This is a genomic window from Gemmatimonadales bacterium (assembly GCA_036500345.1).
Classification (GTDB): Bacteria; Gemmatimonadota; Gemmatimonadetes; order Gemmatimonadales; family GWC2-71-9; genus Palsa-1233.
The window spans coordinates 152452-176374 of sequence record DASYCE010000012.1 but is presented as its reverse complement, the minus strand read 5'-3'; the positions used below and the strand labels follow the sequence as shown (position 1 = coordinate 176374).

General features: G+C 66.2%; 23 protein-coding genes. 15 read left to right on the top strand and 8 right to left on the bottom strand.

The window, feature by feature from the left end; genetic code table 11:
* The 3 genes from VGM20_07330 to VGM20_07320 all read left to right on the top strand — a co-directional run.
* The coding region (locus tag VGM20_07330; GenBank protein HEY4100673.1) for a diguanylate cyclase at positions 1-1454 on the top strand (1454 nt) is incomplete at its 5' end.
* A gap of 60 nt (positions 1455-1514) precedes the next feature.
* Complete coding sequence (locus VGM20_07325; GenBank protein ID HEY4100672.1) at positions 1515-2324, top strand: dienelactone hydrolase family protein; 810 nt, start codon at positions 1515-1517, stop codon at positions 2322-2324.
* Positions 2325-2329: 5 nt separating this feature from the next.
* The gene (locus tag VGM20_07320) at positions 2330-3121 is read left to right on the top strand and encodes a hypothetical protein (protein HEY4100671.1); all 792 of its coding nucleotides are present in this window, start codon (positions 2330-2332) and stop codon (positions 3119-3121) included.
* Positions 3122-3125: 4 nt separating this feature from the next.
* On the opposite strand, the gene VGM20_07315 is transcribed toward VGM20_07320, so the two are convergent.
* Positions 3126-3485 carry a hypothetical protein gene (locus tag VGM20_07315; protein ID HEY4100670.1) on the bottom strand — a complete coding sequence of 120 codons (360 nt, stop codon included), beginning with the start codon at positions 3483-3485 and terminating at the stop codon, positions 3126-3128.
* 174 nt (positions 3486-3659) lie between these two features.
* On the opposite strand from VGM20_07315, the gene VGM20_07310 reads away from it, so the two are divergent.
* Positions 3660-3860 carry a hypothetical protein gene (locus tag VGM20_07310; GenBank protein HEY4100669.1) on the top strand — a complete coding sequence of 67 codons (201 nt, stop codon included), beginning with the start codon at positions 3660-3662 and terminating at the stop codon, positions 3858-3860.
* A 25-nt stretch (positions 3861-3885) separates the two neighbouring features.
* Here VGM20_07310 and VGM20_07305 read toward each other — a convergent pair whose 3' ends face one another.
* Positions 3886-4764 carry an EamA family transporter gene (locus tag VGM20_07305; protein ID HEY4100668.1) on the bottom strand — a complete coding sequence of 293 codons (879 nt, stop codon included), beginning with the start codon at positions 4762-4764 and terminating at the stop codon, positions 3886-3888.
* The gene (locus tag VGM20_07300) at positions 4761-5501 is read right to left on the bottom strand and encodes a TrmH family RNA methyltransferase (protein HEY4100667.1); all 741 of its coding nucleotides are present in this window, start codon (positions 5499-5501) and stop codon (positions 4761-4763) included. Before VGM20_07300 ends, VGM20_07305 begins: the two co-directional genes overlap by 4 nt.
* A 116-nt stretch (positions 5502-5617) precedes the next feature.
* On the opposite strand from VGM20_07300, the gene VGM20_07295 reads away from it, so the two are divergent.
* The 3 genes from VGM20_07295 (at position 5618) to ftcD (ending at position 10660) form a co-directional block, all read left to right on the top strand.
* On the top strand, positions 5618-6661 hold the full coding sequence (locus VGM20_07295) for a glycosyltransferase family 4 protein (protein ID HEY4100666.1): 1044 nt from the start codon (positions 5618-5620) through the stop codon (positions 6659-6661).
* Positions 6651-8834, top strand: a complete 2184-nt coding sequence (locus VGM20_07290) for an amylo-alpha-1,6-glucosidase (protein HEY4100665.1) — start codon at positions 6651-6653, stop codon at positions 8832-8834. The genes VGM20_07295 and VGM20_07290 overlap by 11 nt, the downstream gene beginning before the upstream one ends.
* A gap of 158 nt (positions 8835-8992) precedes the next feature.
* The gene (gene ftcD, locus VGM20_07285; protein ID HEY4100664.1) at positions 8993-10660 is read left to right on the top strand and encodes a glutamate formimidoyltransferase; all 1668 of its coding nucleotides are present in this window, start codon (positions 8993-8995) and stop codon (positions 10658-10660) included.
* Here ftcD and VGM20_07280 read toward each other — a convergent pair.
* Genes VGM20_07280 through ilvA form a run of 3 tightly spaced genes read right to left on the bottom strand, consistent with a single transcriptional unit; the run spans position 10639 to position 12668 of the window.
* Positions 10639-11076 carry a MaoC family dehydratase gene (locus VGM20_07280; protein ID HEY4100663.1) on the bottom strand — a complete coding sequence of 146 codons (438 nt, stop codon included), beginning with the start codon at positions 11074-11076 and terminating at the stop codon, positions 10639-10641. The two genes, ftcD and VGM20_07280, sit on opposite strands and share 22 nt — an antisense overlap.
* Positions 11076-11555: a hypothetical protein gene (locus VGM20_07275; protein HEY4100662.1), complete on the bottom strand. Its 480-nt coding sequence runs from the start codon at positions 11553-11555 to the stop codon at positions 11076-11078. The genes VGM20_07280 and VGM20_07275 overlap by 1 nt, the downstream gene beginning before the upstream one ends.
* A gap of 45 nt (positions 11556-11600) precedes the next feature.
* The gene (ilvA, locus tag VGM20_07270) at positions 11601-12668 is read right to left on the bottom strand and encodes a threonine ammonia-lyase (protein ID HEY4100661.1); all 1068 of its coding nucleotides are present in this window, start codon (positions 12666-12668) and stop codon (positions 11601-11603) included.
* On the opposite strand from ilvA, the gene VGM20_07265 reads away from it, so the two are divergent.
* From VGM20_07265 to VGM20_07255, 3 genes are read left to right on the top strand one after another with little or no spacing between them, the layout of a single operon-like run.
* Entirely contained in the window at positions 12667-13188 is a 522-nt protein-coding gene (locus VGM20_07265) for a DUF2911 domain-containing protein (GenBank protein HEY4100660.1), read from the top strand. The genes ilvA and VGM20_07265 overlap by 2 nt on opposite strands.
* 18 nt (positions 13189-13206) lie before the next feature.
* Positions 13207-14745 carry an FAD-dependent monooxygenase gene (locus tag VGM20_07260; GenBank protein ID HEY4100659.1) on the top strand — a complete coding sequence of 513 codons (1539 nt, stop codon included), beginning with the start codon at positions 13207-13209 and terminating at the stop codon, positions 14743-14745.
* Positions 14746-14778: 33 nt separating this feature from the next.
* On the top strand, positions 14779-15669 hold the full coding sequence (locus VGM20_07255) for a DUF1259 domain-containing protein (GenBank protein HEY4100658.1): 891 nt from the start codon (positions 14779-14781) through the stop codon (positions 15667-15669).
* Positions 15670-15705: 36 nt separating this feature from the next.
* Here the strand turns inward: VGM20_07255 and bla are convergent, their stop codons facing one another.
* The gene (gene bla, locus VGM20_07250; protein ID HEY4100657.1) at positions 15706-16626 is read right to left on the bottom strand and encodes a class A beta-lactamase; all 921 of its coding nucleotides are present in this window, start codon (positions 16624-16626) and stop codon (positions 15706-15708) included.
* A gap of 193 nt (positions 16627-16819) precedes the next feature.
* On the opposite strand from bla, the gene VGM20_07245 reads away from it, so the two are divergent.
* The 5 genes from VGM20_07245 to VGM20_07225 all read left to right on the top strand — a co-directional run bounded on the left by VGM20_07245 (position 16820) and on the right by VGM20_07225 (position 23530).
* Positions 16820-17227 (top strand): response regulator, encoded by a 408-nt coding sequence (locus tag VGM20_07245; protein HEY4100656.1) that lies wholly within the window; start codon positions 16820-16822, stop codon positions 17225-17227.
* A gap of 67 nt (positions 17228-17294) precedes the next feature.
* Positions 17295-18938, top strand: a complete 1644-nt coding sequence (hutU, locus tag VGM20_07240) for a urocanate hydratase (protein ID HEY4100655.1) — start codon at positions 17295-17297, stop codon at positions 18936-18938.
* Positions 18939-19004: 66 nt separating this feature from the next.
* Positions 19005-19334: a PadR family transcriptional regulator gene (locus VGM20_07235; protein ID HEY4100654.1), complete on the top strand. Its 330-nt coding sequence runs from the start codon at positions 19005-19007 to the stop codon at positions 19332-19334.
* Positions 19331-22003 carry an ABC transporter permease gene (locus VGM20_07230; GenBank protein ID HEY4100653.1) on the top strand — a complete coding sequence of 891 codons (2673 nt, stop codon included), beginning with the start codon at positions 19331-19333 and terminating at the stop codon, positions 22001-22003. Before VGM20_07235 ends, VGM20_07230 begins: the two co-directional genes overlap by 4 nt.
* Before the next feature lie 90 nt (positions 22004-22093).
* Positions 22094-23530: a serine hydrolase domain-containing protein gene (locus tag VGM20_07225; GenBank protein HEY4100652.1), complete on the top strand. Its 1437-nt coding sequence runs from the start codon at positions 22094-22096 to the stop codon at positions 23528-23530.
* 10 nt (positions 23531-23540) lie between these two features.
* Here VGM20_07225 and VGM20_07220 read toward each other — a convergent pair whose 3' ends face one another.
* Positions 23541-23876 carry a DMT family protein gene (locus VGM20_07220; GenBank protein HEY4100651.1) on the bottom strand — a complete coding sequence of 112 codons (336 nt, stop codon included), beginning with the start codon at positions 23874-23876 and terminating at the stop codon, positions 23541-23543.
* Positions 23877-23923: the final 47 nt, after the last annotated feature.

The window sequence follows — 23923 nt, the reverse complement described above, 5'->3', positions numbered from 1 at the left end:
CGGTATCAGGAGCTCACCGCCCGATGAGCAATCCCCGTCTCCTTCTCGCCACCGAAGACACGGCCCTCGCACGCACCTTGTCGTGGGTGCTCAAGGAGAACGGCTACGACGTGGTGACTGCGCTGGGCGGCCCGCAGCTCGCCGAGCGGCTGGAGCAGGAGACCTACGACCTGCTGGTCGTCGATCTCGCCAATCCCGACGCCGGCACCAACGAGCGTCTCGGCCGGTTGCGGGACGATTCGCTGCACAAGGACATCCCGGTCTTCGTGATCGTCGACGCCGACTTCGATCTCGCGCAACTGGAGCCGTTCGGCCTCAGCTCGTCCGACGCGATCCAGCGCCCGTACCAGGTGCGCGAACTGCTGGCGCGCATCAAGGCGCACCTTCGTGTCGGCCGAGAACTCAATCGTGCCCGTGCCGAGGCGCGGTCGCGCAGCGAACTGGTCTCGATCCTCAAGGAGATCACCGCGTCGCTCAATTCCGAGGAGATCTACCAGATCCTCGTGCGCCGCGTGGCCGCCGGCCTCAGAATCGCCCGTTGCTCGGTGGTGCTCGCCGCCACCGGCGATCGCGAAGGGACCGTCGTTGCGGCGTTCGAGAATCCCAATCTCCGGGATCTGCGCGTCGACCTCAACAAGTATCCCGAGATCCTCCGCGCGCTCGAAACCGGGCAGACCGTGATGGTCACCGACGTCGACGCCGACCCGCTCTATCAGGACGTCCTCACGACCTGGGGCAACCAGCAATCGGGAAATGGCCGGACGAAATCGGTGATTGCGCTGCCGTTTTCACTCTCGGGGCGGCGCAGCGGCGTCTTCTTCCTCCGTACCACGGCCGACGATCCACCGCTCAACCGGCTCGATCTCGGCTTCGCCGAGCAGGTGATCGAGGCCGCGGTTACCGCGCTGGAAAAGTCGTATGATCTCGAACATGGCAGCGACAGCGGCGGCCAACTGCGCGAACTCGCCGACACCGATCCGCTCACCGGGTGCGCCAATCGCCGGGTCCTCGATCGCCGGCTTCGCGAGGAACTTGATCGCGCCCGGCGCTACGATCAGGTACTCACCGTCGTGCTCCTCGACGTCGATGATTTCAAGCGCGTCAACGACACCTTCGGTCACCAGGCCGGCGACCGCGTTCTCAAGCAGATCGCCTACCTGCTCCGGCGGGAGTTGCGCACCATGGATTTCCTCGCCCGGTATGGCGGCGAGGAGTTCATCGTCGTCCTTCCCGAAACCGGCGGGACCGGGGCGCGTCTGTTCACCGATCGCATCCTGCGCCGCGTGCAGCAGCACAACTTCGGCGAAGCCGCGCTTCCGATGACCGTGACCGTCAGCGCCGGCCTCGCCACCTTCCCCGACGATCGCGCCGCCGACGACGAATCGCTGATGAAGCTCGCCGACGAAAATCTCTACAAGGCGAAGCGCGCCGGCCGGAACCGCTACCGCGATTGAAGACCCCGATCAGAGACGGGGACCGGAGTAGATTCCCGGTCTTCTGATCCGGAGCGTCTCATGCGATCCATTCGAGGCAGTGTCGTCACACCCGTCGTCACGGGCATTGCGTTCATCGCCGCCATCGCCGCCGGCATTCGATTCGGGCAGCACCATCCGTACTATCGCGTCGACGCCGTCAAGACCCACGGCGAGTGGGTGAAGTACGCCAACGCCAAGGGCGACAGCGTCCGCGCCTATGTCGCCTACCCGGAACGAGCGGGAAAGGCGCCGGCCGTGATCGTCATTCACGAGATCTTCGGTCTCACCGACTGGGAACCGACGATGGGCGATCGTTTCGCCGGCAACGGCTACATCGCCATCGTCCCCGATCTCCTCTCTTCGCGGTACGGCATGTCGCCGCCGACCACCGACAGCGGCCGCAAGCTCGTCGCGACGCTGACCGATTCCGGCGTCATCGCCGACCTCGATGCGACGTACAAGTACGTCAACTCGCTCCCTTCCGCGCAGCGAGGCAATACCGGCGTGATCGGCTTCTGCTGGGGCGGCGGTAACGTCTGGAAGTACGCCGCCTCGAACCCGAAGCTCAAAGCTGCGGTGGTCTGTTACGGTCCGCTCAACGATTCCACCCTGCTGCGCCGGATCAAGGCGCCGGTGCTCGGCGTCTTCGGGGAACGCGACGGCCGTTCGGTGACCGGAATGGTCCCCGTCGAGAAGCGGATCCTTGACGGTCGATTCGTGGCCGACAGTTACGACGGCACGGGACATGGCTTCCTCAAGCCGGGCCGGACCGGATACGGAACCGCGGAATACGATCGGGCGCTCAAGAATATCGATGCGTTTTTCGCGAAACAGCTCGATCACAAGTGAAGGTCGTGCCACGGCGTCGCGTGGGGCGGAGCGACCGGGGACTGCTCGCCGCCGCGATGGCACTCCTCGTGGCGGGTTGCTCCTTCTCGCCGCTGGCGCATCGGATCAACGTGGGCCAGGACCCGTTCGTGGTGTTTGTCGGCGAAGGGATCGATCACCACACCGACCTCTTCGCTGCGCCCGCCGGCGGTGGTGAGGTCGCGCAGGTGACCTTCACCGCTCTGGTCGAACGCCATCCGCAACTCTCGTCGAGCGGATCGGTGGTGGCGTTCATCCGGATGCCGGATACACTCCCCGGCACGCCTCGCGACGTGATCGCGATGAACCTCCTGAGCGGCGGCGAGGCGACGATCAAGCTTCCCGCGGCAGCGGGCGTTCCTCAGGATGTGGCGTGGAGTGGCGACTCGGTCCTCTACATCAGCACCGATCATGGAACGTGGCGTGCGCCGGCGCCTCCATCAGACGATCCAGCCACCCGGGTGGTGGCGTCCGATTCTGCCCGCGCCGACACCGCGCTCGCCCTGTGGCTCGGCCAGCCGAGATTTACCCGGGTTGTGGACTGCGCAACCGCCGGGCTCTGCGTCATCGGCCCTCGCGGCGACACGGCGCTTCTCGCTCCCGGTGGCACCGATGCGATGCGCTGGGGCGGCGATTCGGTTGCGTGGTTCGAGGGCGGTGCCGTGATGGTCCGATCGCTCGGCCCGGGTCGCGCGCGGCGGATCAACTGGACATCGATGCCCGATCATCCACGCGACGGCAGCTACGCGCCGGGAGCGCCGCCGGCGCCGGACCAGTAACCCGCTATACCCGGCCGCTGGAGAAGAGCCGGCCAACGGCTCCGCCAATCGCGCCACCGACTGCCGAGGTGAGCGTTCCGTAAAGCAGCACCACCGGCGTCACGTCGTGCAGCACGCACGACACCGCGATCCCGATGAACGCGCAGACCGCGCCGGCGATCAACCCACCCACCACGTTGTCGCGCAGGATCACTTCGGTCGAGAGCACGGCGTAGAGCACGCCGGCCACGAACGAGAGTCCGATGCCGAGTGGTGCGAAGAGCCCCGCGATGGCGAGGTCTCGGTGTCCCAGCGTGACCATCGCCAGCTGGAGCACTGTTCCGACGATCGTGGCGGTGACCAGCGCGCGTGACGCGAGTTTCATCGGGGCTTCCTGGTTGAGGTCGAAGTCGGCACGCCCCATCCGGGAACGGGGTCGGCAATATACCGTGCAGGACGTCACCGGCCGCGACAACGATACTGAGAACCGACTCGGCCGCGTGTGCGCCGCGACATCGCGAGCGCCGTCATCCGGGGTAACCCCTGCACGGAGTGTCTCATGTCGGATCCAGAAGGTGGCCTCCCGAGCGGTATCGATCCCTCCGATCCCGGTGCACTCAATGATTCCTCGCTCGGCGCCGATCGCGCCGAGGCGATCGAAGCGGAAAAGAAGAAATGGCGTGATCACGAAGCGAAGCGGACCCGGCGCACGCCACCCCCGGCGGGAGATGAGCCCGACGAGCCACCCGGCGCAGCCTGACGCCGGAGCCATGCGCTGGTCGCTGCTAGAAACTGGCGGCGAGCGCTCCGGCGACGATCATCACGCCACCGACCAGCGCCATTGATCCCAGTGAGTCGTGCAGCAGCCAGACGCCGAGAATCGCACCGACGACCGGCTCGAGGTTGATGAAGGCGCCGGCCTTTCCCGCGTCCGTGTGTGCCAGACCCCAATTCCACAGCACGGTCGCGAACGTCGTCGCCACGATGCCGAGCGTTACGGTGGCGAGCCACGTTGCGGAAGACAGGTGAGTTGGCGGGAGGCCGTCGCGGATCAACACCCAGATGGTGAGCGCCACCGTTCCGGCGATCGCGATCAATCCGCTCACGACCGCCGGATGATGACGATCCATGAGCTGCTTGCTTGCAAGGATCCAGACCACCGCGGCAAACATCGACGACAGCACCAGGAGATCGCCGGCAAGTGTCGGCTGCGATGGACCGCTACCGCCCCCGGTTCGCATCACGATCAACCCGACACCGGCCGTGGAGACCACCAGTGCCAGCCAGACATGGTGGTGCAGCCGCTCGCGCAGGAACAGGAACGCTGCGGTGGCGACCAGGACCGGCGCCGTGCCGATCATCAGTGCCGCGTGCGAGGCCGTCGTCCGCGCCAGCCCTTCGAACTGGAGGAGAAACTGCACCGGCACGCCGATCACTCCGGCGACGGCTACCATCCACCATTCGTTTCGATTGAGCCTGGGCCAGCGACGCACCAGCAGCGGCACAAATGCGATCGATGCGAAGAGGAATCGGTAGAGGATCATGTGGGGGACGCTCAACTGCTGCAGCGCCACCTTGCCGAGCACGAAGGACGTCCCCCACACCACGCCCGAGAGGGCGAGCGCGGTGAACGCCCTCGGTGATTCGCGCCGCGCGGTCGTCACGCCAGCTTCCGCGCGTAGAGCACCACAGCCACCGCGGTGGCGAGGTTGAGACTCGAGACGCCGGGCTCCATCGGGATCCGCATCCGCAGATCAGCGCGCGCGAGCAGTTCGCGCGACAGCCCGGTGCGTTCCGATCCGAACGCGACCACGGCGTGGTCGGGAATCGACGACGGCGCGAGCGCCTCGCCATCGGGATCAAGGGCGATCATCGTCCGGCCCGGGAAGGAGATTGTCTCCGCGCGCCATACCGGCAGCGCAAAGTGCAACCCCGCCGATCCGCGCAGCACGCCGGGATTCCACGGATCGATCGTCCCGGTGGTGACAAGCGCCGCTGCGCCCGCGGCGGCGGCGACACGAATCGCCGCGCCGATGTTGCCGTGATGGGCCGGTGACTCCAGGAGCACGATCGGACCCGACCGGGGGAGCGCGGCCTCGGAGTGCGCAGGCCGCGCGGCGATCGCGATGACACCGGTTTCGGGTGGCGTCGGCGACAATTGGTCGAAGGTCGCTCGATCGACCGCGCGCATCATGTCGGTCAGCCGCGTTGCTGTATCCGGCGCAAGCTGCTCGGCAAGCCGGCCGACCGCGCCGGTGTCGTGGGCAATGACCAGATCGATCGCTGCCCCGAACCGGATGGCGTGCTTGATGGCGTGAAGCCCTTCGAGCACCGCCCATCGCTCGTCGGCGCGGGCGGCGCGGAATCGGGCGATCATGGTGGCGCCGTCAGGGGTCTGCACCGGGGAATGATAGCGCGGCGCCGCGGCGATTCGTGAGACGGGGCGCGCTTCATTCGTCTCCGCTAGCGGGTCTGCGACATCATTCGTACCACGCGAAAGGAGACCGCGGCACCATCATGCGTATCGCCCAGGTGTCTCCGCTCTATGAGAGCGTTCCGCCACAGGCGTATGGCGGAACCGAACGCGTCGTGTCGAACATCACCGAAGAACTCGTGGCGCAGGGACACGATGTGACGCTCTTCGCCAGCGGCGATTCGGTGACCAGTGCGCGACTGATCCCCTGCTCCGATCGCTCATTGCGGCTCGATCCCACCTGCGAGGATCAACTGGCGCATCACGTGGTGATGCTCGAGAAGATCGCACGGATGGCGTCCGAGTTCGATCTGATACATTACCACATTGATTATCTCCACTACCCGATTTCCCGCCGCCTCAACGCAGCGGCGCTCACCACATTGCACGGACGGCTCGATATCCCCGACTTGGTGACGCTGTACCGGGAATTTCCCACGGTACCCGTGGTGTCGATCTCCAACGCCCAGCGGACGCCACTCCCGTGGCTCAATTGGCAGGGAACGGTGTACCACGGCATCCCGCGCGACCTCTATACCTTTCATCCCGAGCCCGGATCATATCTCGCGTTCGTGGGGAGAGTGTCGCCGGAGAAGGGCGTGGATCGGGCGATCGCCATTGCGCAGCAGACCGGCATTCCGCTCCGGATCGCGGCGAAAATCGATCGCGCCGACGCCGAGTACTTCACCCGCGAGATCGAGCCGCTCCTGGGCGGACCGTTGATCGAACTGATCGGTGAAATCGATGATCGCGCCAAGAACGACTTTCTCGGCAACGCCCTGGCGACGGTCTTTCCGGTCGACTGGCCGGAGCCGTTCGGCCTGGTGATGATCGAATCGATGGCATGCGGTACGCCGGTCATCGCCTTCCGGCGCGGCTCGGTCTCGGAGGTGATGACCGACGGGGTCACGGGCTTCGTGGTGGACAACGTCGACCAGGCGGTCGCTGCCCTCGGGCGGATCGGCGAGGTCGACCGCGCCGGGTGCCGGCAGACGTTCGACCAGCGATTCACCGCGGACCGGATGGCGCGTGACTACCTCGCGCTGTATGCCCGGCTGGCGAGAGGACCGGAACGTCATGCCGCGTAAGCGGCGCCTCGCGATGCCGGCGAACGGCGGAGAGAATCAGTACTACATCCTCGCCACCGAGGAACGCGCCGACGATCGCACCCGCGTCCTCAAGTACGGCGATACCTTCGCCGTCTTCGACCGGCACGGCGACATCAAGCAGGTCGGTAATCGTGAGCAGGGGATCTACTGCGACGGCACGCGGATGCTGTCGCACCTCGAATTGCTCCTCAATGATGAACTGCCGCTGCTGCTCAGTTCGACCGTCCGCCAGGACAACGCGCTGCTGTCGGTGGACTTGACCAATCCCGACATCTTCGACGATCAGCGAGTGCTCGTGGCGCGCGGCTCATTGCACCTGTTCCGGTCGATCTTCCTCTGGGAAGGATGCTGCTACGAACGGCTGCGGCTCGCCAATCACTCGCTGTCGCCGATCGAGGCGTCGGTGTCGATCCGCTACGACGCCGACTTTGCCGACATCTTCGAGGTGCGCGGATCGCCACGCAGCGCTCGCGGTGTGCGGACCTACGCCATGAGCGGCTCGGAACCGCGCATTGTGTACGCCGGGCTCGACGACGTCAAGCGCACCACGCGGGTCGCTACCGACCCATCACCGCAGGTATCGGACGCAGGAGAGATGCGGTTCGACATCTCGCTCGAGGCCCAGGCCGCCGAGACGATCTTCATCACCTGGATCTTCGATGTCGGAAGTTCCGGTGCGCGGCCGCTGCAGTACGACGACGCCCTTGCCGCGGCGTTCGATGCGTTGACCCGCCGCCGCAGCATCGAATCGGCGGTGTCGACCTCGAACGAGCAATTCGACAGCTGGCTCAACCGGTCTGCGGCCGATGTCCACATGATGATCACGCAGACAGCCCAGGGGCCGTACCCGTACGCCGGCGTCCCGTGGTTCAGCACGCCGTTCGGTCGTGACGGGATCATCACCGCCCTCGAATACTTGTGGATCAATCCGGAAGTCGCCCGGGGGGTGCTGCGCTATCTCGCCGCCACGCAGGCCACCGAGGTGATCAAGGCCGAGGACGCCGAGCCGGGGAAGATCCTCCACGAAACGCGACGCAGCGAAATGGCGGTGCTCAAGGAAGTCCCGTTCGGACGGTACTACGGCGCCGCCGATACCACCCCGCTCTTCGTGATGCTCGCCGGCGCGTACTACGAGCGGACCGGCGACCGCGAGACCGCCGACCACCTCTGGCCGCACGTCGAGCGCGCGCTTGAATGGATGTGGAAATACGGCGACGCCGATGGCGATGGATTTCTTGAATACAATCGCCAATCGAAGAACGGACTCGACAATCAGGGGTGGAAGGATTCGCACGATTCCGTCTTCCACCACGACGGCCGGCTTGCCGAGCCGCCGATCGCCCTCTGCGAGATCCAGGGCTACGCGTGCGCCGCGCTTCGCGCCGCGAGCGACCTGGCACAGGCGCTCGGTCACGCCGATCGCGCTGCCGAATTGAGCCAGCACGGAGCCACGCTGCAGCAACGGATCGAGGAGGCGTTCTGGTGCGAGGCAATCGGGACCTATGCCCTCGCGCTCGACGGCAAGAAGCAGCAATGTGCCGTCAGGGCGTCGAACGCCGGCCATCTCCTCTTTTGCGGCGTCCCCAGTCGCGAGCACGCCCTGCGCACCGCCGACACCCTGCTCGATGCCACGTCGTTCTCGGGCTGGGGCGTGCGAACCGTCGCCACCTCGGAAGCGCGGTTCAATCCGATGTCGTATCACAACGGGTCGATCTGGCCGCACGACAACGCGCTGATCGGTCTCGGCCTGGCACGCTACGGCGTCAAGAGCGGCGCGATGCGGATCCTCACCGGGCTCTTCGATGCCAGCATGCTCGTCGACATTCACCGGATGCCCGAACTCTTCTGCGGCTTTCCACGACGGCAGGACGAAGGGCCGACGGCGTATCCGGTGGCCTGTGCGCCGCAGAGCTGGGCCGCGGCGTCGGTCTTCCTGCTGCTGCAGAGCTGCATGGGGCTCAGCATCAATGCACCAAAGCGGGAGGTGCAGTTTCGCTATCCGGAACTACCAAGCTGGCTCGACCGGGTCACGATCCGGAACCTCACCGTCGGCGACGCGGCGCTCGACCTCGAGCTCTATCGCGACCATGACGACGTCGGCGTGACGATTGCGCGGCGCGACGGAGACGTGAAGGTCCTGGTAATCAAGTGACAGCGCGCCTCGCGGCGTAATACCCATCTCCGCCACCCGGCGCGCCGTCACCCCGAGCGCCGCGAGGGGTCGCTCAACTCAGTGGTCACCCAATCGTCGCAAAGCGCGCCGTCACCCCGAGCGAAGCAACGGACCCCGCCCGCCACCATATTTCCGCCATGCCCCGTCTCATCGAATGTGTCCCCAACTTCTCCGAAGGCCGCGACAGTGCGGTCATCCGCCAGATCACCGACGCGATCGCCGCAGTTTCCGGCGTCCGCCTCCTCAACGTGGACCCCGGCGCCGCCACCAACCGGACCGTGGTCACCTTTGTCGGCGATCCCGACGCGGTCATCGAAGCGGCGTTCCGGGGGATCAAGATCGCCGCAAGCGTGATCGACATGCGGCACCACACGGGCGAGCATCCACGCATGGGTGCCACCGACGTCTGCCCGCTGGTCCCGATCTCCGGCATCACGATGGACGAGACCGTGGCATACGCCAGGCAGCTCGCCGAGCGCGTCGGGCGCGAGCTCTCGATTCCGGTGTACCTCTACGAAGCGGCACAACCCGATCGCGCCCGCAACAATCTCTCGGTGATCCGCGCGGGCGAATACGAGGGGCTCGAACGCAAGCTCGCCGATCCCGCATGGAAACCCGATTTCGGGCCGGCGACGTTCAACGCGCAGAGCGGTGCAACCGTGATCGGCGCGCGCGACTTCCTCGTGGCGTACAACGTCAACCTCAACACGACGTCGACACGGCGCGCCAACGCCATCGCATTCGACGTGCGTGAAGCGGGGCGCACGGTCAAGGATGCCGGCGGCAAGGACGTCGTCCTCCCCGGCACACTGAAAGCAGTGAAGGCGATCGGGTGGTACATCGCGGAATACGGCGTGGCCCAGGTCTCGATCAACCTCACCAACATCTCCGTCACGCCGCTGCATGTCGCGTTCGACGAAGTCTGCCGCGCCGCCAACGCGCGCGGCGTGCGGGTGACCGGATCCGAACTGGTCGGCCTGGTGCCACTGCAATCGCTGGTCGATGCCGGCCGCTACTTCCTGCACAAGCAGCAGCGGTCGAGCGGGGTCTCCGAAGCCGAGCTGGTCCGGATTGCGATCCGGTCCCTCGGCCTCGACGAACTCGCGCCATTCAATCCGGAGGAACGGGTGATCGAATATCTGCTGCGTGACCCCGCCGATACGCGGCTGGTATCGATGACGCTCGCCGACTTCACCGCCGAAACCGCCAGCGAGAGCGCCGCGCCCGGCGGCGGATCGGTGGCCGCCGCCATCGGGGCACTCGGCGCGGCACTCGGCACGATGGTGGCGAATCTCTCCAGCCACAAGCGCGGCTGGGACGAGCGCTGGAAGGAGTTCAGCGACGTCGCCGATGCCGGGCAGCGCCATACCCGCGAACTCCTTCACCTGGTCGACGAGGACACCCGGGCTTTTACTCGCGTGATGACCGCGATGGGGATGCCCAAGGGGACCGAAAACGAAAAGGCGGCGCGCCGGGAGGCCATCCAGGCGGCGACGCGGTACGCCACCGAAGTGCCGCTGCGCGTCATGGAAACCGCCCTCGCATCGATGTCAGTGATCGAGGCGATGGCGAAGAAGGGTCAGGAGAGTTCGGTGTCGGACGCCGGTGTCGGCGCGCTGTGCGCCCGCAGTGCGGTGATGGGCGCCTACCTCAACGTCCGGATCAACGCCGCACAACTCGCCGACCGGGCGTTCGCGGACGGGATTGTGGCTCAGGGTGCGCGAATCGAACAGGAAGCACAGCAACGCGAGACGACAATTCTCGCGATCGTGAACAGCAAGCTTCAGGGAGGCGGTGCGGGCTGAAAGCGGTAACACCACGCTTCGCCCTCGAGTACCGTGGTTCCGTCGTCCCGCCAGACGCGGATCGCCAGTTGCGTCACCGGTTTCGACGCGTGCACGCTCACGACCTCGGCCTCGGCGGTCACCGTGTCGCCGATGAAGACCGGCGCGGTGAATTTCCAGTTCTGGCTCAGGAAGACCGTTCCAGGTCCCGGCAGATCGGTGGCGACGAGGGCGTGCAGCACGCCGGTGGTGAGACCGCCCTGCACCACGAGCTTGCCAAACGATGTCCCCGCGACAAACGCCGAATCGAAGTGGAGCGGATTGCGATCGCCGCTCAGGACCGCGTACCGCTCCACGTCCAGGGCGGTGAAGGTCTGCGAACGACGCGCCTTCTGGCCCACCACCAGCAACGCCGAATTCCCGTCGGCCGGCGACATCACGCGAGCGTCGGCAGCAGGTCGGCCAGGCCGGGCCATGCCGCGTCGTTGTAGATCGAAATCGTCCGGAGATACCGACGCGCTTCGTCGCCGTGCTGCGCCACCAGCGCGCTCGCCGCGGTCCGGATCACGTCGGCCGCCGCGAACGGCGGTTCGACATCTTCCGGGATCGACGCCCCCTCGCGCCGCACGCCGGTGGCATCGAGAAATTCGATCTGCAGTGCCGGTTCCACATCGACGTACAGGATCACCAGCAGCCGGAGCTCGTCGTGCGGTGTCTCCAGATTGTGCCGCACCACCTCGCGCGCCAGCTGCTCCGGCGGCCACTTCCGCAACTTCTCGGGACGGAAGCCGCCGCCGCGCGACACGATGGCGCGGATGTATCCGTCGCGGGCGTCGGTGCTGGTGGCAATGTCATGCGCCACCAGCGACAGCCGCTGAGTTCCCGGAAGTGTGCGGTATGGTGACTGCTGTGCCATGCGTCGTGTCCGTTTCGTCGATGAAAAGCGCCGAGCCCGTGCGGCTCAGTTCCAGCGCAGCCCGCGAAGCTGGTCGAGGCTCACGTTGCCGCCGCTCAGGACCACCGCAACCTTCGATCCCCTGGGAAGCTTCACCAGGTCGTGAAGCAGCGCTCCGACCGGTGCCGCAGCCGCGCCTTCGACGACCAGCTTGCACCGCTCCATCACCCAGATCATCGCCTCGAAAATCTCGCGATCGGGAAGCGCCACGATCTCGTCGACGAAGCGCTGCACCACACCGAAGTTGATGACACCGGTGCGCCGTACCCGCAGGCCGTCGATGATGGTGTTGCACTCGATCGTCGTCAGCTCGCCTCGTTCGACGCTGGTCTTCATCGCCGGGCCATCGGACGATTCAACCCCGATCACGCGGATCGCGGGGTTGTGGCTCTTGGCGGCCATCGAGGTGCCGCTGATCAGCCCGCCACCGCCGATCGGCACCACGATCGCGTCAACCTCCGGCCAATCCTGCACGATCTCGAGTCCGAGCGTCCCCTGTCCCGCGATCAGCTGCTCGTCGTCGAACGGATGGATGTAGGTCAGCCCCTCGTCGCGGACCAGTTCTTTCGCCTTCTCGTTCGCTTCATCCCAGATGCTGCCGTGCAGGACCACCTCGGCGCCGTATCCCTTTGTCGCCGCGATCTTCGACGGCGTGGCGTTCGTCGCCATGCAGACCACGGCGCGCACTCCGTGGATCTTCGCCGCGAGGGCGACGCCCTGCGCGTGATTCCCCGCCGATGAGCAGACCACGCCGCGGCGCCGCTCTTCATCCGACATCTGCGACAGCTTGTTGAGCGGTCCGCGGATCTTGTAGGAGCCGCCGCGCTGGAAGAGTTCGGCCTTGAGACGCACGTCGTAACCGGTGAGCTCGCTCAACTGGCGTGACGTGAGCAGCGGCGTGCGCTTGATGTGCGGCGCGATCCGGTCGCGCACCTGCTGGAAATCGCCGACGGTCAATGTGAACACGAAATGGCTCGCAGTCGGTGCGTTGGTGAAACGGTGACCGGGAGAAGTTAGCGCGACGCCGATGATCCCGCCGACCACCAACCGCGCCGGCGCTGTATTATCCGCCATGCGATTCATTTCCCTTACCCTCGCGCTCCTCGTCGCCGTCCCCGGCGCGAGCGCTTGTGCGCAGGCGACTCCCAAGAGCCAGCTCGGCACGGTATCGCAGCTCATTGCCGGGACCCGGGTCGAGATCGTCTACCGTCGTCCGGTGGCGCGAGGTCGGGCACTGTTCGGCTCACTGGTGCCCTGGGGTCAGATCTGGACGCCCAGCGCCGACAGCGCGGCGCGAATTACGCTCTCCGCACCGCTCGACATCAATGGTTCCCGCCTCGCCGCGGGGAGCTACAGCATCTGGACAATCCCGGATTCCACCGCGTGGACGATCATTTTCAACCGGACGGCAGTTGCCTTTCATCTCCGGTATCCGAGCGGCAAGGATGTGCTGCGCGTGAAGGCGCTGCCGGTCCGGGGTGATCACGTCGAAACGCTGCAGTGGGAATTCCCGATGGTCGACGCCGACTCCGCCGTGGTGCAACTCCACTGGGGAACGACCGTCGTACCACTCAGGTTGCGGGCGAATCCCTGAACCGATCGGCAAATCCTGATGGCGTCCGGCGACGTCGATGTCCTCATCGCAGGTGCGGGTCCCACCGGCCTGGTCCTCGCCCTCTGGCTCGCCCGGCGAGGGGTGCGGCTGCGGATTGTCGACAAGGCGGCGGCGCCCGGAACGACCTCGCGCGCCCTCGCGGTCCAGGCCCGTACCCTCGAGTTCTACCAGCAGCTCGGCTTTGCCGACGTTGCCATTGCGCGCGGCGTCGAGGTCCCCGGCGTCAATCTCTGGGCGCATGGACGGCACCTTGCCCGTGCACCGCTTTCCCTCGCCGGCGAGGGGATCACCCGTTTTCCGTACATGCTGGTGCTGCCGCAGGAGCTCCACGAACGGCTGATGATCGAGCAACTCGAGGCCGTCGGCGTTCACGTCGAACGAGGCGTCGAGGTCATCTCGTTCCGCGACCTGAGCGAGCGGGTCGAAACGACCGTCCGCTCCGGCGACGTCACCTCGAGCTGCATCTCACGGTATCTCGTTGGCTGCGACGGCGCGTCGTCGGTGGTGCGCCAGGGAATCGGCGCCGGCTTCCCCGGCGGGACGTACCAGCGGATGTTCTACGTCGCCGATGTCGAGGCGACCGGCGCCGTCGCCAACAACGAACTGCATGTCGTGATCGACGACGCCGACTTCCTCCTGGTCTTCCCGCTTCGCGACACGGGTACCGTTCGCCTGGTCGGCACGGTCGTCGCAAACCCGGCGGCGCCCGGCAGCACGCTCACGTGGGAAGACGTCTCGCAGCGGGTCATCGGCGGGATGGGAATCTCCGTGCACGGCGTGAAGTGGTTCTCGACCTATCACGTGCATCACCGAGTCGCCGATACCTTCCGTCGCGGCCGCGTCTTTCTCGCCGGCGATGCCGCGCACATCCACTCGCCGGTCGGCGGACAGGGTATGAACACCGGGATCGGTGATGCGGTCAATCTCGCCTGGAAACTCGCCGACGTGATCCAGCGCCGAGCCAATGCAACCCTGCTCGACAGCTACGAACCGGAGCGAATCGGGTTCGCGCGACAGCTGGTGCAATCGACCGATCGCGCCTTCACCTTCGTCACCCGCGATGGCTTCATCGCACGGACGATGCGGAGCCGCGTGGTACCGCGACTCTTCCCCTGGCTGCTCCGGCGCAAACGGGTGCAGCGATTCCTCTACCGCACCGTGTCGCAGACCGAGATCACCTACCGGCATGTCCATTGGAACGCAGGGCGTGCCGGCAGCGTCCGCGGTGGAGATCGGCTCCCGTGGATCAAGCTCGGTCAAGGCCAGGACAATTTTGCGCCGCTCGCGTCGCTCGACTGGCAGATGCACGTCTACGGTGACGTCCCGACCTCGCTCCGCGTCGTCTGTGACGAACACGGCATTCCGATCCATCGATTCGCCTGGGACCCGTCGATGCAGGCCGCCGGGCTCCAGCGCGACGCGGGGTACCTGATCCGCCCCGACGGCTACGTCGCGCTCGCCGGGGCGACGGGATCCATGCTGCGATCATTTCTCGCAGCCCGCGGATTGGGACACGGCGAACCGAGGACGACATGACACGAAACGGAAACCAACAACGAGGAGCTGAAGATGCGAATTCGCACAGCAGTCACGATCAGCATCGCAATCGCTGGCGTGCTGCCGATGTACGTCGAGGCACAATCACCGTTCGACCCCGTGCGCGACACTGTCGCGGCGATCCTCGGCGCTCCCCCGGCCGACGGCGGGGGATACACCCGATACACCCTTCCCCGCACCGACCTCAACGTGATGGTCGGCGACGTGAAGATCGCGCCGGCGCTGGCCCTGGGTAGCTGGGCGGGATTCGCCGGGACGCCGGCCAGGGCGGAGGCGATGGGTGACATCATCGCCACGGAATCGGAATTGCCGAAGGTGCTCCACGCGATCGTTGCCGGGCATCTCGATGTCGCCGCGATCCACGATCATCTCAACGGCGAGACACCGCGCCTCGCCTACATCCACTTTCACGGCAGCGGAAGTGCCGTCGATCTCGCGACGCGCGTGAACAGCGTGATGCGCGTGACGGAGGCACCGCACCCTGGTGCACACCCGCCCGCGAACTCCGCCGTGGTTACCATCGATACGGCGCAAGTCTTTCGCGTCCTCGGACTGCACAGTCGCGCGTCGGGCGCCGTTGCGTCTCTGTCGGCGATGCTCGTCGCCCCACCGGTCACAGTGGGCGGAAACGCACTCGTGCCGGCGCTCGCATACGGGACGTCGATCGCAATCCAGCAGGTGACACCGGCGCGCGCTGTGGCGACCGGCGACTTCGCCATGACGGCGGGGCAGGTGCAACCGGTGATCCGTGCGCTCACGGCGGCGGGGATCACGGCGACGGCACTGCACACGCATCTCATCGGCGCGTCACCGGAGATCTACTTCCTCCACTTCTGGGGGGACGCTCCGCTCCCGGCGCTGTTGCAGGGAATTCGCAACGCATTGAGCGCGGCGGAGAAGTAGCTCTCGATCGCGCACTCCGCCGCCGCGGCGCCGGAGTTATCTCCTGGCGGTCGCCGCGTCCCACATCGCGCGTGCAATGCGCGCAATCGCGTCGGCACGGCGGCTTTCGGGAGCGCGCGAATCGCGGATGAACACGGCGATCGCCAGGTGCTGCCCGTTGGGAAGGGTCACCAGGCCGATGTCGTTGGTCGCGCGGACCATGCCGTTCCGCGTCTGATCCAACCCGGTCTTGTGCGCCACGATCGTTCCCTTCGGCAATCGACCCTTGATCCGGTCGGCACCGATCGTGGTCTCTTCCATCCAGCCAAGCAGCAGCGCACGACTCGGCGCCGAGATGGTACGACCGCGCTGGAGTTCGCGAAGGAGTTGCACCGCGGCGCGAGGGGTCGACCAGTTGCGATCCTGCACCGTCGGGCCGCGAGTCATCGCGCGCTCCGTGGTTGCGACCACCACGCTGTCGATGCCGGCGGTCCGCAGCAGGTGCGTCACGTTCTCCGGAGTCGTCATGGTGAGCAACATGTCCGACGCCGTTCCATCGCTCTCGACGATCGCGCCGCGCAGGAGTTCGCGGACGGTGAAATCGCCGCCCGAGGGATTGGCATCGCGAATCGGTGAATGCACCTCCGGCACGAGATCGCCGCGCCGCAGATGCATCGACTGGCTCAGCGTCACCCTGCCGGCGTCGATCTGCTGGAGCACCGCCATCGCGATCGGGACCTTGTAGACGCTCTGCATCGGAAACCGTTCGTTGCCGCGAAAATCGACCCGGTCGCCGGTCTCGACCACCAGCCCTGCGGCTCCGACCCGGCCGTCGATCGCGGCGGCAATCTTTCCGATCGCGGAGCCACTTCTCGCCAGCCGATGAGGGACCTGCCCCTCGATCCGGGCCGCCGCCATGGCGCCGGCGGCAATGACAATTCCCAGCGTCCCGATCCGCTGCCTCCAACGCACTGCCATTCCCACCTCCATTTTCGACGGCAGAAGAATACTCAGAGAGAAACTGACCAGTTTCTTGACGTTGGTTTTTGCTAAGTGCTTATAAATTCAGCCTTTCCGGCTGGCTGACCTTGGGCACCGTTCTTGCCCGTTGTCGGGTCACCAAGCCGAACGATCAGATCGGCGCGGTCCAAACAGGGGGAGCGGTACCGTGATGACCAGCAAGCTGGCGGGTGAGCCGGCGACGATTCTTGTCGTCGAGGACGATCCGAACGTACGGCACGTGACAGGGCGCGTCCTCGAGGCGCGCGGCTATACCGTGTACACCGCATCGCACGGCGACGAGGCGCTCCGCCTCGCCCTCCTGACCGACGCGCCGATCGACTTGTTGCTCACCGACGTAGTGATGCCCGGGATGAGCGGCCCGGAGCTGGCGCGCGAGTTTGCCCGCAACTCGCCGGAGACGCGCGTCCTCTATCTCTCCGGCTATCCGACCGAGGCGATCTCGCGGCACGGCCTCCTCGATGACGGAGAGTCGGCTTTTCTCGCCAAGCCGTTCGGCACGACGCGGTTGATCGGCAAGGTCCGCGAAGTACTCGAAGGAGTGCCGTTCGCGGCCTGATCCCGCCTTATCTTCAAGTCCGCGCTGAACCAATGCGCTCGTGTCCACGTTCTTCCGTGACTTGTCGATGCCGATACATGCTCCGCACGGTGCCACGCGGACCGCCCGCGGCTGGATCCAGGAAGCCGCCAAGCGGATGCTGATGAACAACCTCGATCCGGCGGTGGCAGAAAAGCCGGACGAGTTGATCGTGTATGGCGGTCGCGGCAAGGCGGCGCGGAACTGGGACGCCTATCACGCCATCGTGGCGACGCTCGATCGTCTCGAGAACGACGAAACCCTCCTGATCCAGAGCGGCAAGCCGGTCGGCGTCCTTCGCACGCACGACATGGCACCGCGCGTCATCCTCGCCAATTCCAATCTCGTGCCGAAATGGGCGACGTGGGAGGAGTTCGATCGGCTCGATCGCCTCGGCCTGATGATGTACGGCCAGATGACGGCCGGGTCATGGATCTACATCGGCACGCAGGGGATCCTGCAGGGCACGTACGAAACGTTCGCGGCGGCGGCGGAGAAACATTTCGGCGGATCGCTCGCCGGGACAATCACGGTCACCGCGGGACTCGGCGGCATGGGCGGTGCGCAGCCGCTCGCCGTCTCGCTGGCCGGTGGCGTGAGCATCTGCATCGAGATCGATCCTCACCGGATCGAACGCCGCCTCGAAACGCGGTATCTCGATGTCGTTGCCACATCGCTCGACGACGCGATCGCCAAGGCGCAACGCGCGGCACGCGACAAGAAGGCACTCTCGATCGGCGTGCACGGCAACGCCGCCGACCTGCTCCCCGATCTGGTTCACCGCAACTTCACGCCGCAGCTCGTCACCGACCAGACATCGGCGCATGATCCGATGTGGGGCTACATCCCGCCCTCGAAGCCGGACGAAGACATCAACGAACTCCGTGCGAAACAGCCGGATGAATACCTCAAACGCGTGCGCGAAGCGATGGTGAGGCACGTCGAGGCGATCCTCGAATTGCAGCGACGCGGAGCGGTCGCGTTCGACTACGGCAACAATCTCCGGGCACAGGCGCAGCTCGGCGGACTGAAGAACGCCTTCGACTATCCGGGATTCGTCCCCGCATTCATCCGCGACTCGTTCTGTGAAGGGCGCGGGCCGTTTCGCTGGGTCGCCCTCTCGGGCGATCCAGCCGACATCGCGGCGACCGACCGCGCCATGCTGGAGCTCTTCCCCGACGATCGACGGATGCAGCAGTGGCTCGGCTGGGCCGGCGAACGGATCGCGTTCCAGGGACTGCCGGCGCGGATCTGCTGGCTCGGATACCGGCAGCGCGACAAGGCCGGGCTCCTCTTCAACGAGATGGTGCGCGACGGACGACTCAAGGCGCCGATCGTCATCGGGCGAGATCATCTCGATGCCGGATCGGTCGCGTCGCCATATCGCGAAACCGAAGCGATGAAGGACGGATCCGACGCCGTGAGCGACTGGGCGCTCCTCAACTTCGCGGTCGGGACGGCGAGCGGTGCTGGGTGGACGTCGTTTCATCACGGCGGCGGCGTGGGAATGGGATACTCGCAGCACGCCGGGCTCGTCGCCGTCGCCGACGGGTCGAGCGACGCCGACCGGCGGTTGGCGCTCTGTCTCACCAACGATCCGGCGATGGGAGTGATCCGCCACGCCGACGCGGGGTACGAGAAGGCGATCGACGTGGCGCGCGACCGCGGCGTCGATATGCCAAGCCTTCAGTAGGCCCTCTGCAACGCTTTTCCCCCCTCATGTGTCTATCATATATCGAACTCTAGGTATGGAGGCTCCGTGGCTTCGCGCGACCACCTTCGCGGGACCCTCGAACTTCTGGTGCTCAAGACGCTGACCTGGGGGCCGCGCCACGGCTATGCCATCGCGCGATGGATTGAAGAGACGTCGAGCGATCTCCTGCGGGTCGAGGATGGCTCGCTCTATCCCGCGCTGTACCGGATGGAAAAGCGGGGCTGGGTCCGCAGCGATCGCCGGATCTCCGAGCTCGATCGCCCCGCGAAGTTCTACCAGCTCACCCCCGCGGGACGACGCCACCTCCAGGCCGAACAGCGGGAGTGGGTCGCCTTCGCCCGCGAGGTTGCGCGCCTCCTGGAGGTCGAGGGATGAGCGACCCGCGCCAACCGGGTGATCGTCCGCTGCCGGAGCCGATCTTCGAGTCGACACCAGCCGACGAGGTCGCCGACGAGTTGCAATTCCATCTCGACATGCGGATCCGCGAGCTCGTCGCGCGAGGCTACGAGCGTGAGGACGCCGAGCGTCTGGCGCGCGCGCGCTTCGACGATCTGTCGCGGGTCGCCGCTGAATGTCACGTCCTCGCCACCGAACGGGAGCATGCCGTGCGTCGTCATCGCTATTTCGCCAACATCCTCCAGGACATTCACTTCGCGTTGCGCACCCTGCGGCGGCGGACGGCGTTCGCCCTCCTCGCAATTCTCCCGCTCGCTCTGGGGATCGGCGCAGCCACCGCGATGTACAGCGTCGCCGACGGAATCATGCTGCGGCCGCTGCCGTTTCCGCATCCCGATCGACTGGTCGCGATCTGGGCGGTCGAGGAAGGGTGGCATCACGAAGTTGCCAGCTCGATCACCTGGAATCGCGTGGTGATCGGCAACAGCGAGTATCAGGCCTTACGGCAGCGCGCGCATTCATTCAGCGAGCTCGCCGCGTGGGGTCGTACCGACGGAATGCTCGGCGACGGAAAGGCGTACGAGCAGATCGTCGCAGTGCGCGTCACGGCCTCGCTCTTCCCGATGCTCGGCATTCACCCGTATCTCGGCCGCGTCCTCCGGCCGGGAGAGGACGTCCTCAACGGTCCTGCAGTCGCGGACATCGGGTACGATATCTGGCAGCGCCGGTTCAATGGCGACAGCGCGGTCATCGGACGCAGCGTGACGCTCGGCGAGAAGAATTACACCATCGTCGGCGTCCTCCCGCCGGGGATCCGGCTCGATCGGGCAACGGCCGCGCCATCGGTCTGGGTCCCGGCATTCCAGGAAAAGGACGACATCCCGGCGCAGCACAATCGCAGTTACGTCGGTCTCGGGCGGCTCAAGGATGGCGTGACGGTGCAGCAGGCGAGCGCTGAAGTCTCTTCGATCATCACCAGCGACAAGGTGTCGTGGCACGGCACCGCAGGCGGCACATCGGGGCGGGCGATTTCGTGGCAGGAAGATCAGACGGGCTCGATCCGCGCATCGATGATCATCCTCGGCGGCGCGGTCGGGTTGCTCCTGCTGATCGCGTGTGTCAATGTCGCGACGCTGATGTTCGGCGAAGCGACTCGCCGGCAGCCGGAAATCGGCGCGCGCACGGCACTCGGCGCCACACCGGGGCGGCTCGCGCGACAGCTGCTCACCGAGAGCCTGGTGATCGCGGGAGCGGCGGCGGTGATTGGTGCCGGACTCGGATGGGGACTCACCAAGGTGCTCGTCCGTCTTGCGCCGCCCAACATTCCTGGACTCGCCGACATTCGCATGGATGGCAGGGTACTCCTCTTCACCGCGGTCGCGGGGCTGGTGACCGGGATCGCGTTCGGGATTCTTCCCGGCTTCGCGCTGCTCAGGTGGGGACGCCATTCGTCGGTGCGGATCGGAGCGGGACAGACTGCTCGCGGCGAGATCGGCATCCAGCGCGCGCTGGTCGCCGCCGAAGTGGCGCTGTCGCTGGTCATGCTCATCGGCTCGTCGCTTCTCGGGCGTTCGCTGGTGCGGCTCGCGTCGGTCGATCCCGGGTTCACCGCGAACGGCCTCGTCATCGCCGAGATGACTCCGACGCCGCACTTCTGGGACGACAGTGCCAAGGTGGTCGACTACCACCGCCAGGTCCTCGCGGCGCTGCGTGCGCTTCCGGGCGTGACTGCCGCAAGCGGGGCCACCGGTGCACCGTTCACCTACGGGTATAGCAGCTCGCCGCTCAATCTCCCTGGCCGCGATCCGTCGCTGGCGCATCCGGTGCAGCAGCGCGTCGTCCTCGACGACTACTTCCACGCCATGGCGATTCCGATCACTCTGGGGCGCGCCTTCGACGCGAACGATCGGCTCGGCTCCGAGCCGGTCGCGATCATCTCACGCGCCGAGGCAGCTCGCGACTTTCCGGGAACGTCGCCGATCGGCCAGCGGGTCCACTGGCAAGGGCAGGACTGGACGATTGTCGGCGTCGCCGGGGATATCCGGTATGCCCGGCTGTCGAAGGACGTCGAACCGATGATCTACGTCCCTGACGCCGAGCGCGCCGGCGACTGGATGACGTTCGTGGTCCGCGGGCGCGGCGATGCCGATGCACTGATCCGATCAGTCCGCGGCGCGCTCAAGTCGGTGAATCCGTCGGTCGCCCCCGAGTCGATCGCTCAGGCGCCGGTGCTGATCGGGAAATCGTACGGCGAGGAATCGTACCGCACGCTGCTCGGCTCGCTGTTCGGCATCATCGGCGCGGTGCTGGCGTCGATCGGGATGTTCGGCGTGATCGCACGGACGGTGGCACGCCGCACTCGCGAGGCCGGGATCCGCGTGGCACTCGGCGCGCGCGCTGGGTCGCTCACCGCGCTGATGCTCCGCGAAACGGCGATTGGCGCCGGGTGGGGGATCGCGCTCGGCGTTCCGGCGGCGGCATGGCTGGGGCATTTCCTGACGCCGTATCTCTTCGGCGTGCACGCCGTCGACCCCGCCGCGTACCTCACTGCATTTGCGCTCTTCGCGATTGCGGCGGCGATCGCCACCGTCCCCCCGGCGCGGCGCGCGGCGCGGGTCGATCCGGTGAGGGTGCTTCGCGCGGACTGAGGCCCGCGCGAGGGACCGGTTTCTGTGGCACGGACGGAACGTTATTAATAGGGGAGCCTGATCTTCCGTCCCCTCACCAGGACCGGCCAGATGCCGACCTCGATTTGTCGCGCCAGATACGTTCTCGTAGCGGCGGCAATCGCCGCAGCACCGCACGCACTCCTTGCGCAGGGGGTCGATTCCCTTCCCCCCGACGTAGCCGCGAAGGTGGCGGCCGCGGTGCAGAAGGTGATCGCCGACACCAAGGTGCCGAGCGCATCGGTCGGGATCGTCATGAACGGCCGGATCGCGTATGCCAGGGCGTTCGGGATGGCGAAGCTCTCGCCGCCGGTGCCGGCCCGGGCATCAATGCATTACGCGATCGGATCGATCTCGAAGCAGTTCACCGTCGCCGCGGTGATGCTGCTGCAGCAGGAGGGGAAGCTCTCGATCGACGATCCGGTGTCGAAGTGGCTCCCCGAACTGACGCGTTCGAACGAAGTCACGCTGCGCAACCTGATGTCGCACACGTCGGGGTACGAGGATTATGCGCCGCAGGACTACACCATTCCCGACTGGACCAGGGCGACATCGGCGGAGAAGATCGTCCATGAGTGGGCAACGAAGCCGCTCGACTTCGAACCCGGGACCGAGTACCAGTACAGCAACACCAACTACAACATCGTCGGCTTGATCGTGCAGAAGGTCGCCGGCGAACCGTTCTGGCAGTTCCTCAAGCGCCGCGTCCTTGATCCGGTCGGCCTGCCGAACACCATCGACCTCGACACCCAGCACAATCTCCTCGAGCCGGTCGGCTACTTCCGCCACGCGCTCGGCCCGCTTCGTCCGGCACTCGAAGAGGCGCCGGGGTGGTACTTCGCCGACGGCGAGATCGCGATGCCGGTCGCCGACCTGCTCAAGTGGGACGTGTCGGTGCTCGATCAGTCGCTGCTGTCGCCCGCGTCGTACGCCGAGATGGAGGCGCCGACAAAGCTGAAGAGCGGCAAGACGAGCAATTACGGGCTCGGATTCTCGATCGGCACCTGGAACGGCCGCAAGATCGTGTCGCATAGCGGAGAAGTCGGCGGATTCGTGGCGGCGAACTACGTGATCCCCGAAACGAAGATCGCGGTGGCCGTGCTCACCAATCAGGAAGCGAGTCCCGCCGCGGGTCAGATCGGCCGCGCGATTCTCGGCATCGTGGCACCAGCGGCAGGGAGCGAGGCAGGAAGCAATGCAGGGGCCGCAGCAGCCGAGGCGCTGGCACGGAAGGTCCTCGCCGGATTCCAGCGCGGCACGATCGACCGTTCACTCTTCACGGCGAACTGCAATTTCTATTTCGACAAGAGCGCCGTCGCCGACTATCGCGTGTCGCTCGCGCCCCTCGGCGCGATCTCGTCGGTGACCCAGACATCGAACTTTCAGCGCGGCGGGATGACGTTCCGGGGCTTTGCGGTGGAATTCGCGGGCGGGAAGAAGGTCAACCTGTCGACGTTCACGATGCCCGACGGGAAGATCGAGCAGTTCCTTGTGGAACCGGTGAGCTAGCGACCAGGGATCACACCGGCTGCCTGAAGATGAAGAACGCCGCGCCGACGATGCAGAGCGCCGCGCCGAGGTAGTTGAGGGTGATCGGCTTGTTCATGTACCAGTAGGCGAAGCCGGCGAAGACGATCATCGTGATGATCTCCTGGATGATCTTGAGCTGCGCCAGGGTGAAGGTCTGGTAGCCGATCCGGTTGGCGGGGACCTGCAGTGAGTATTCGAAAAAGGCGATCCCCCAGCTCACCAGGATGGCGACGATCAGCGGTTTGTGCTGAAGGTTCCGCAGGTGGCCGTACCAGGCGAAGGTCATGAAGATGTTGGAGCAGAAGAGGAGGAGGACGGTGCGCATCGACGTTCTCGTGAGTGAGTGTCATGGGGCAAGAGGCGTGGTAGAAT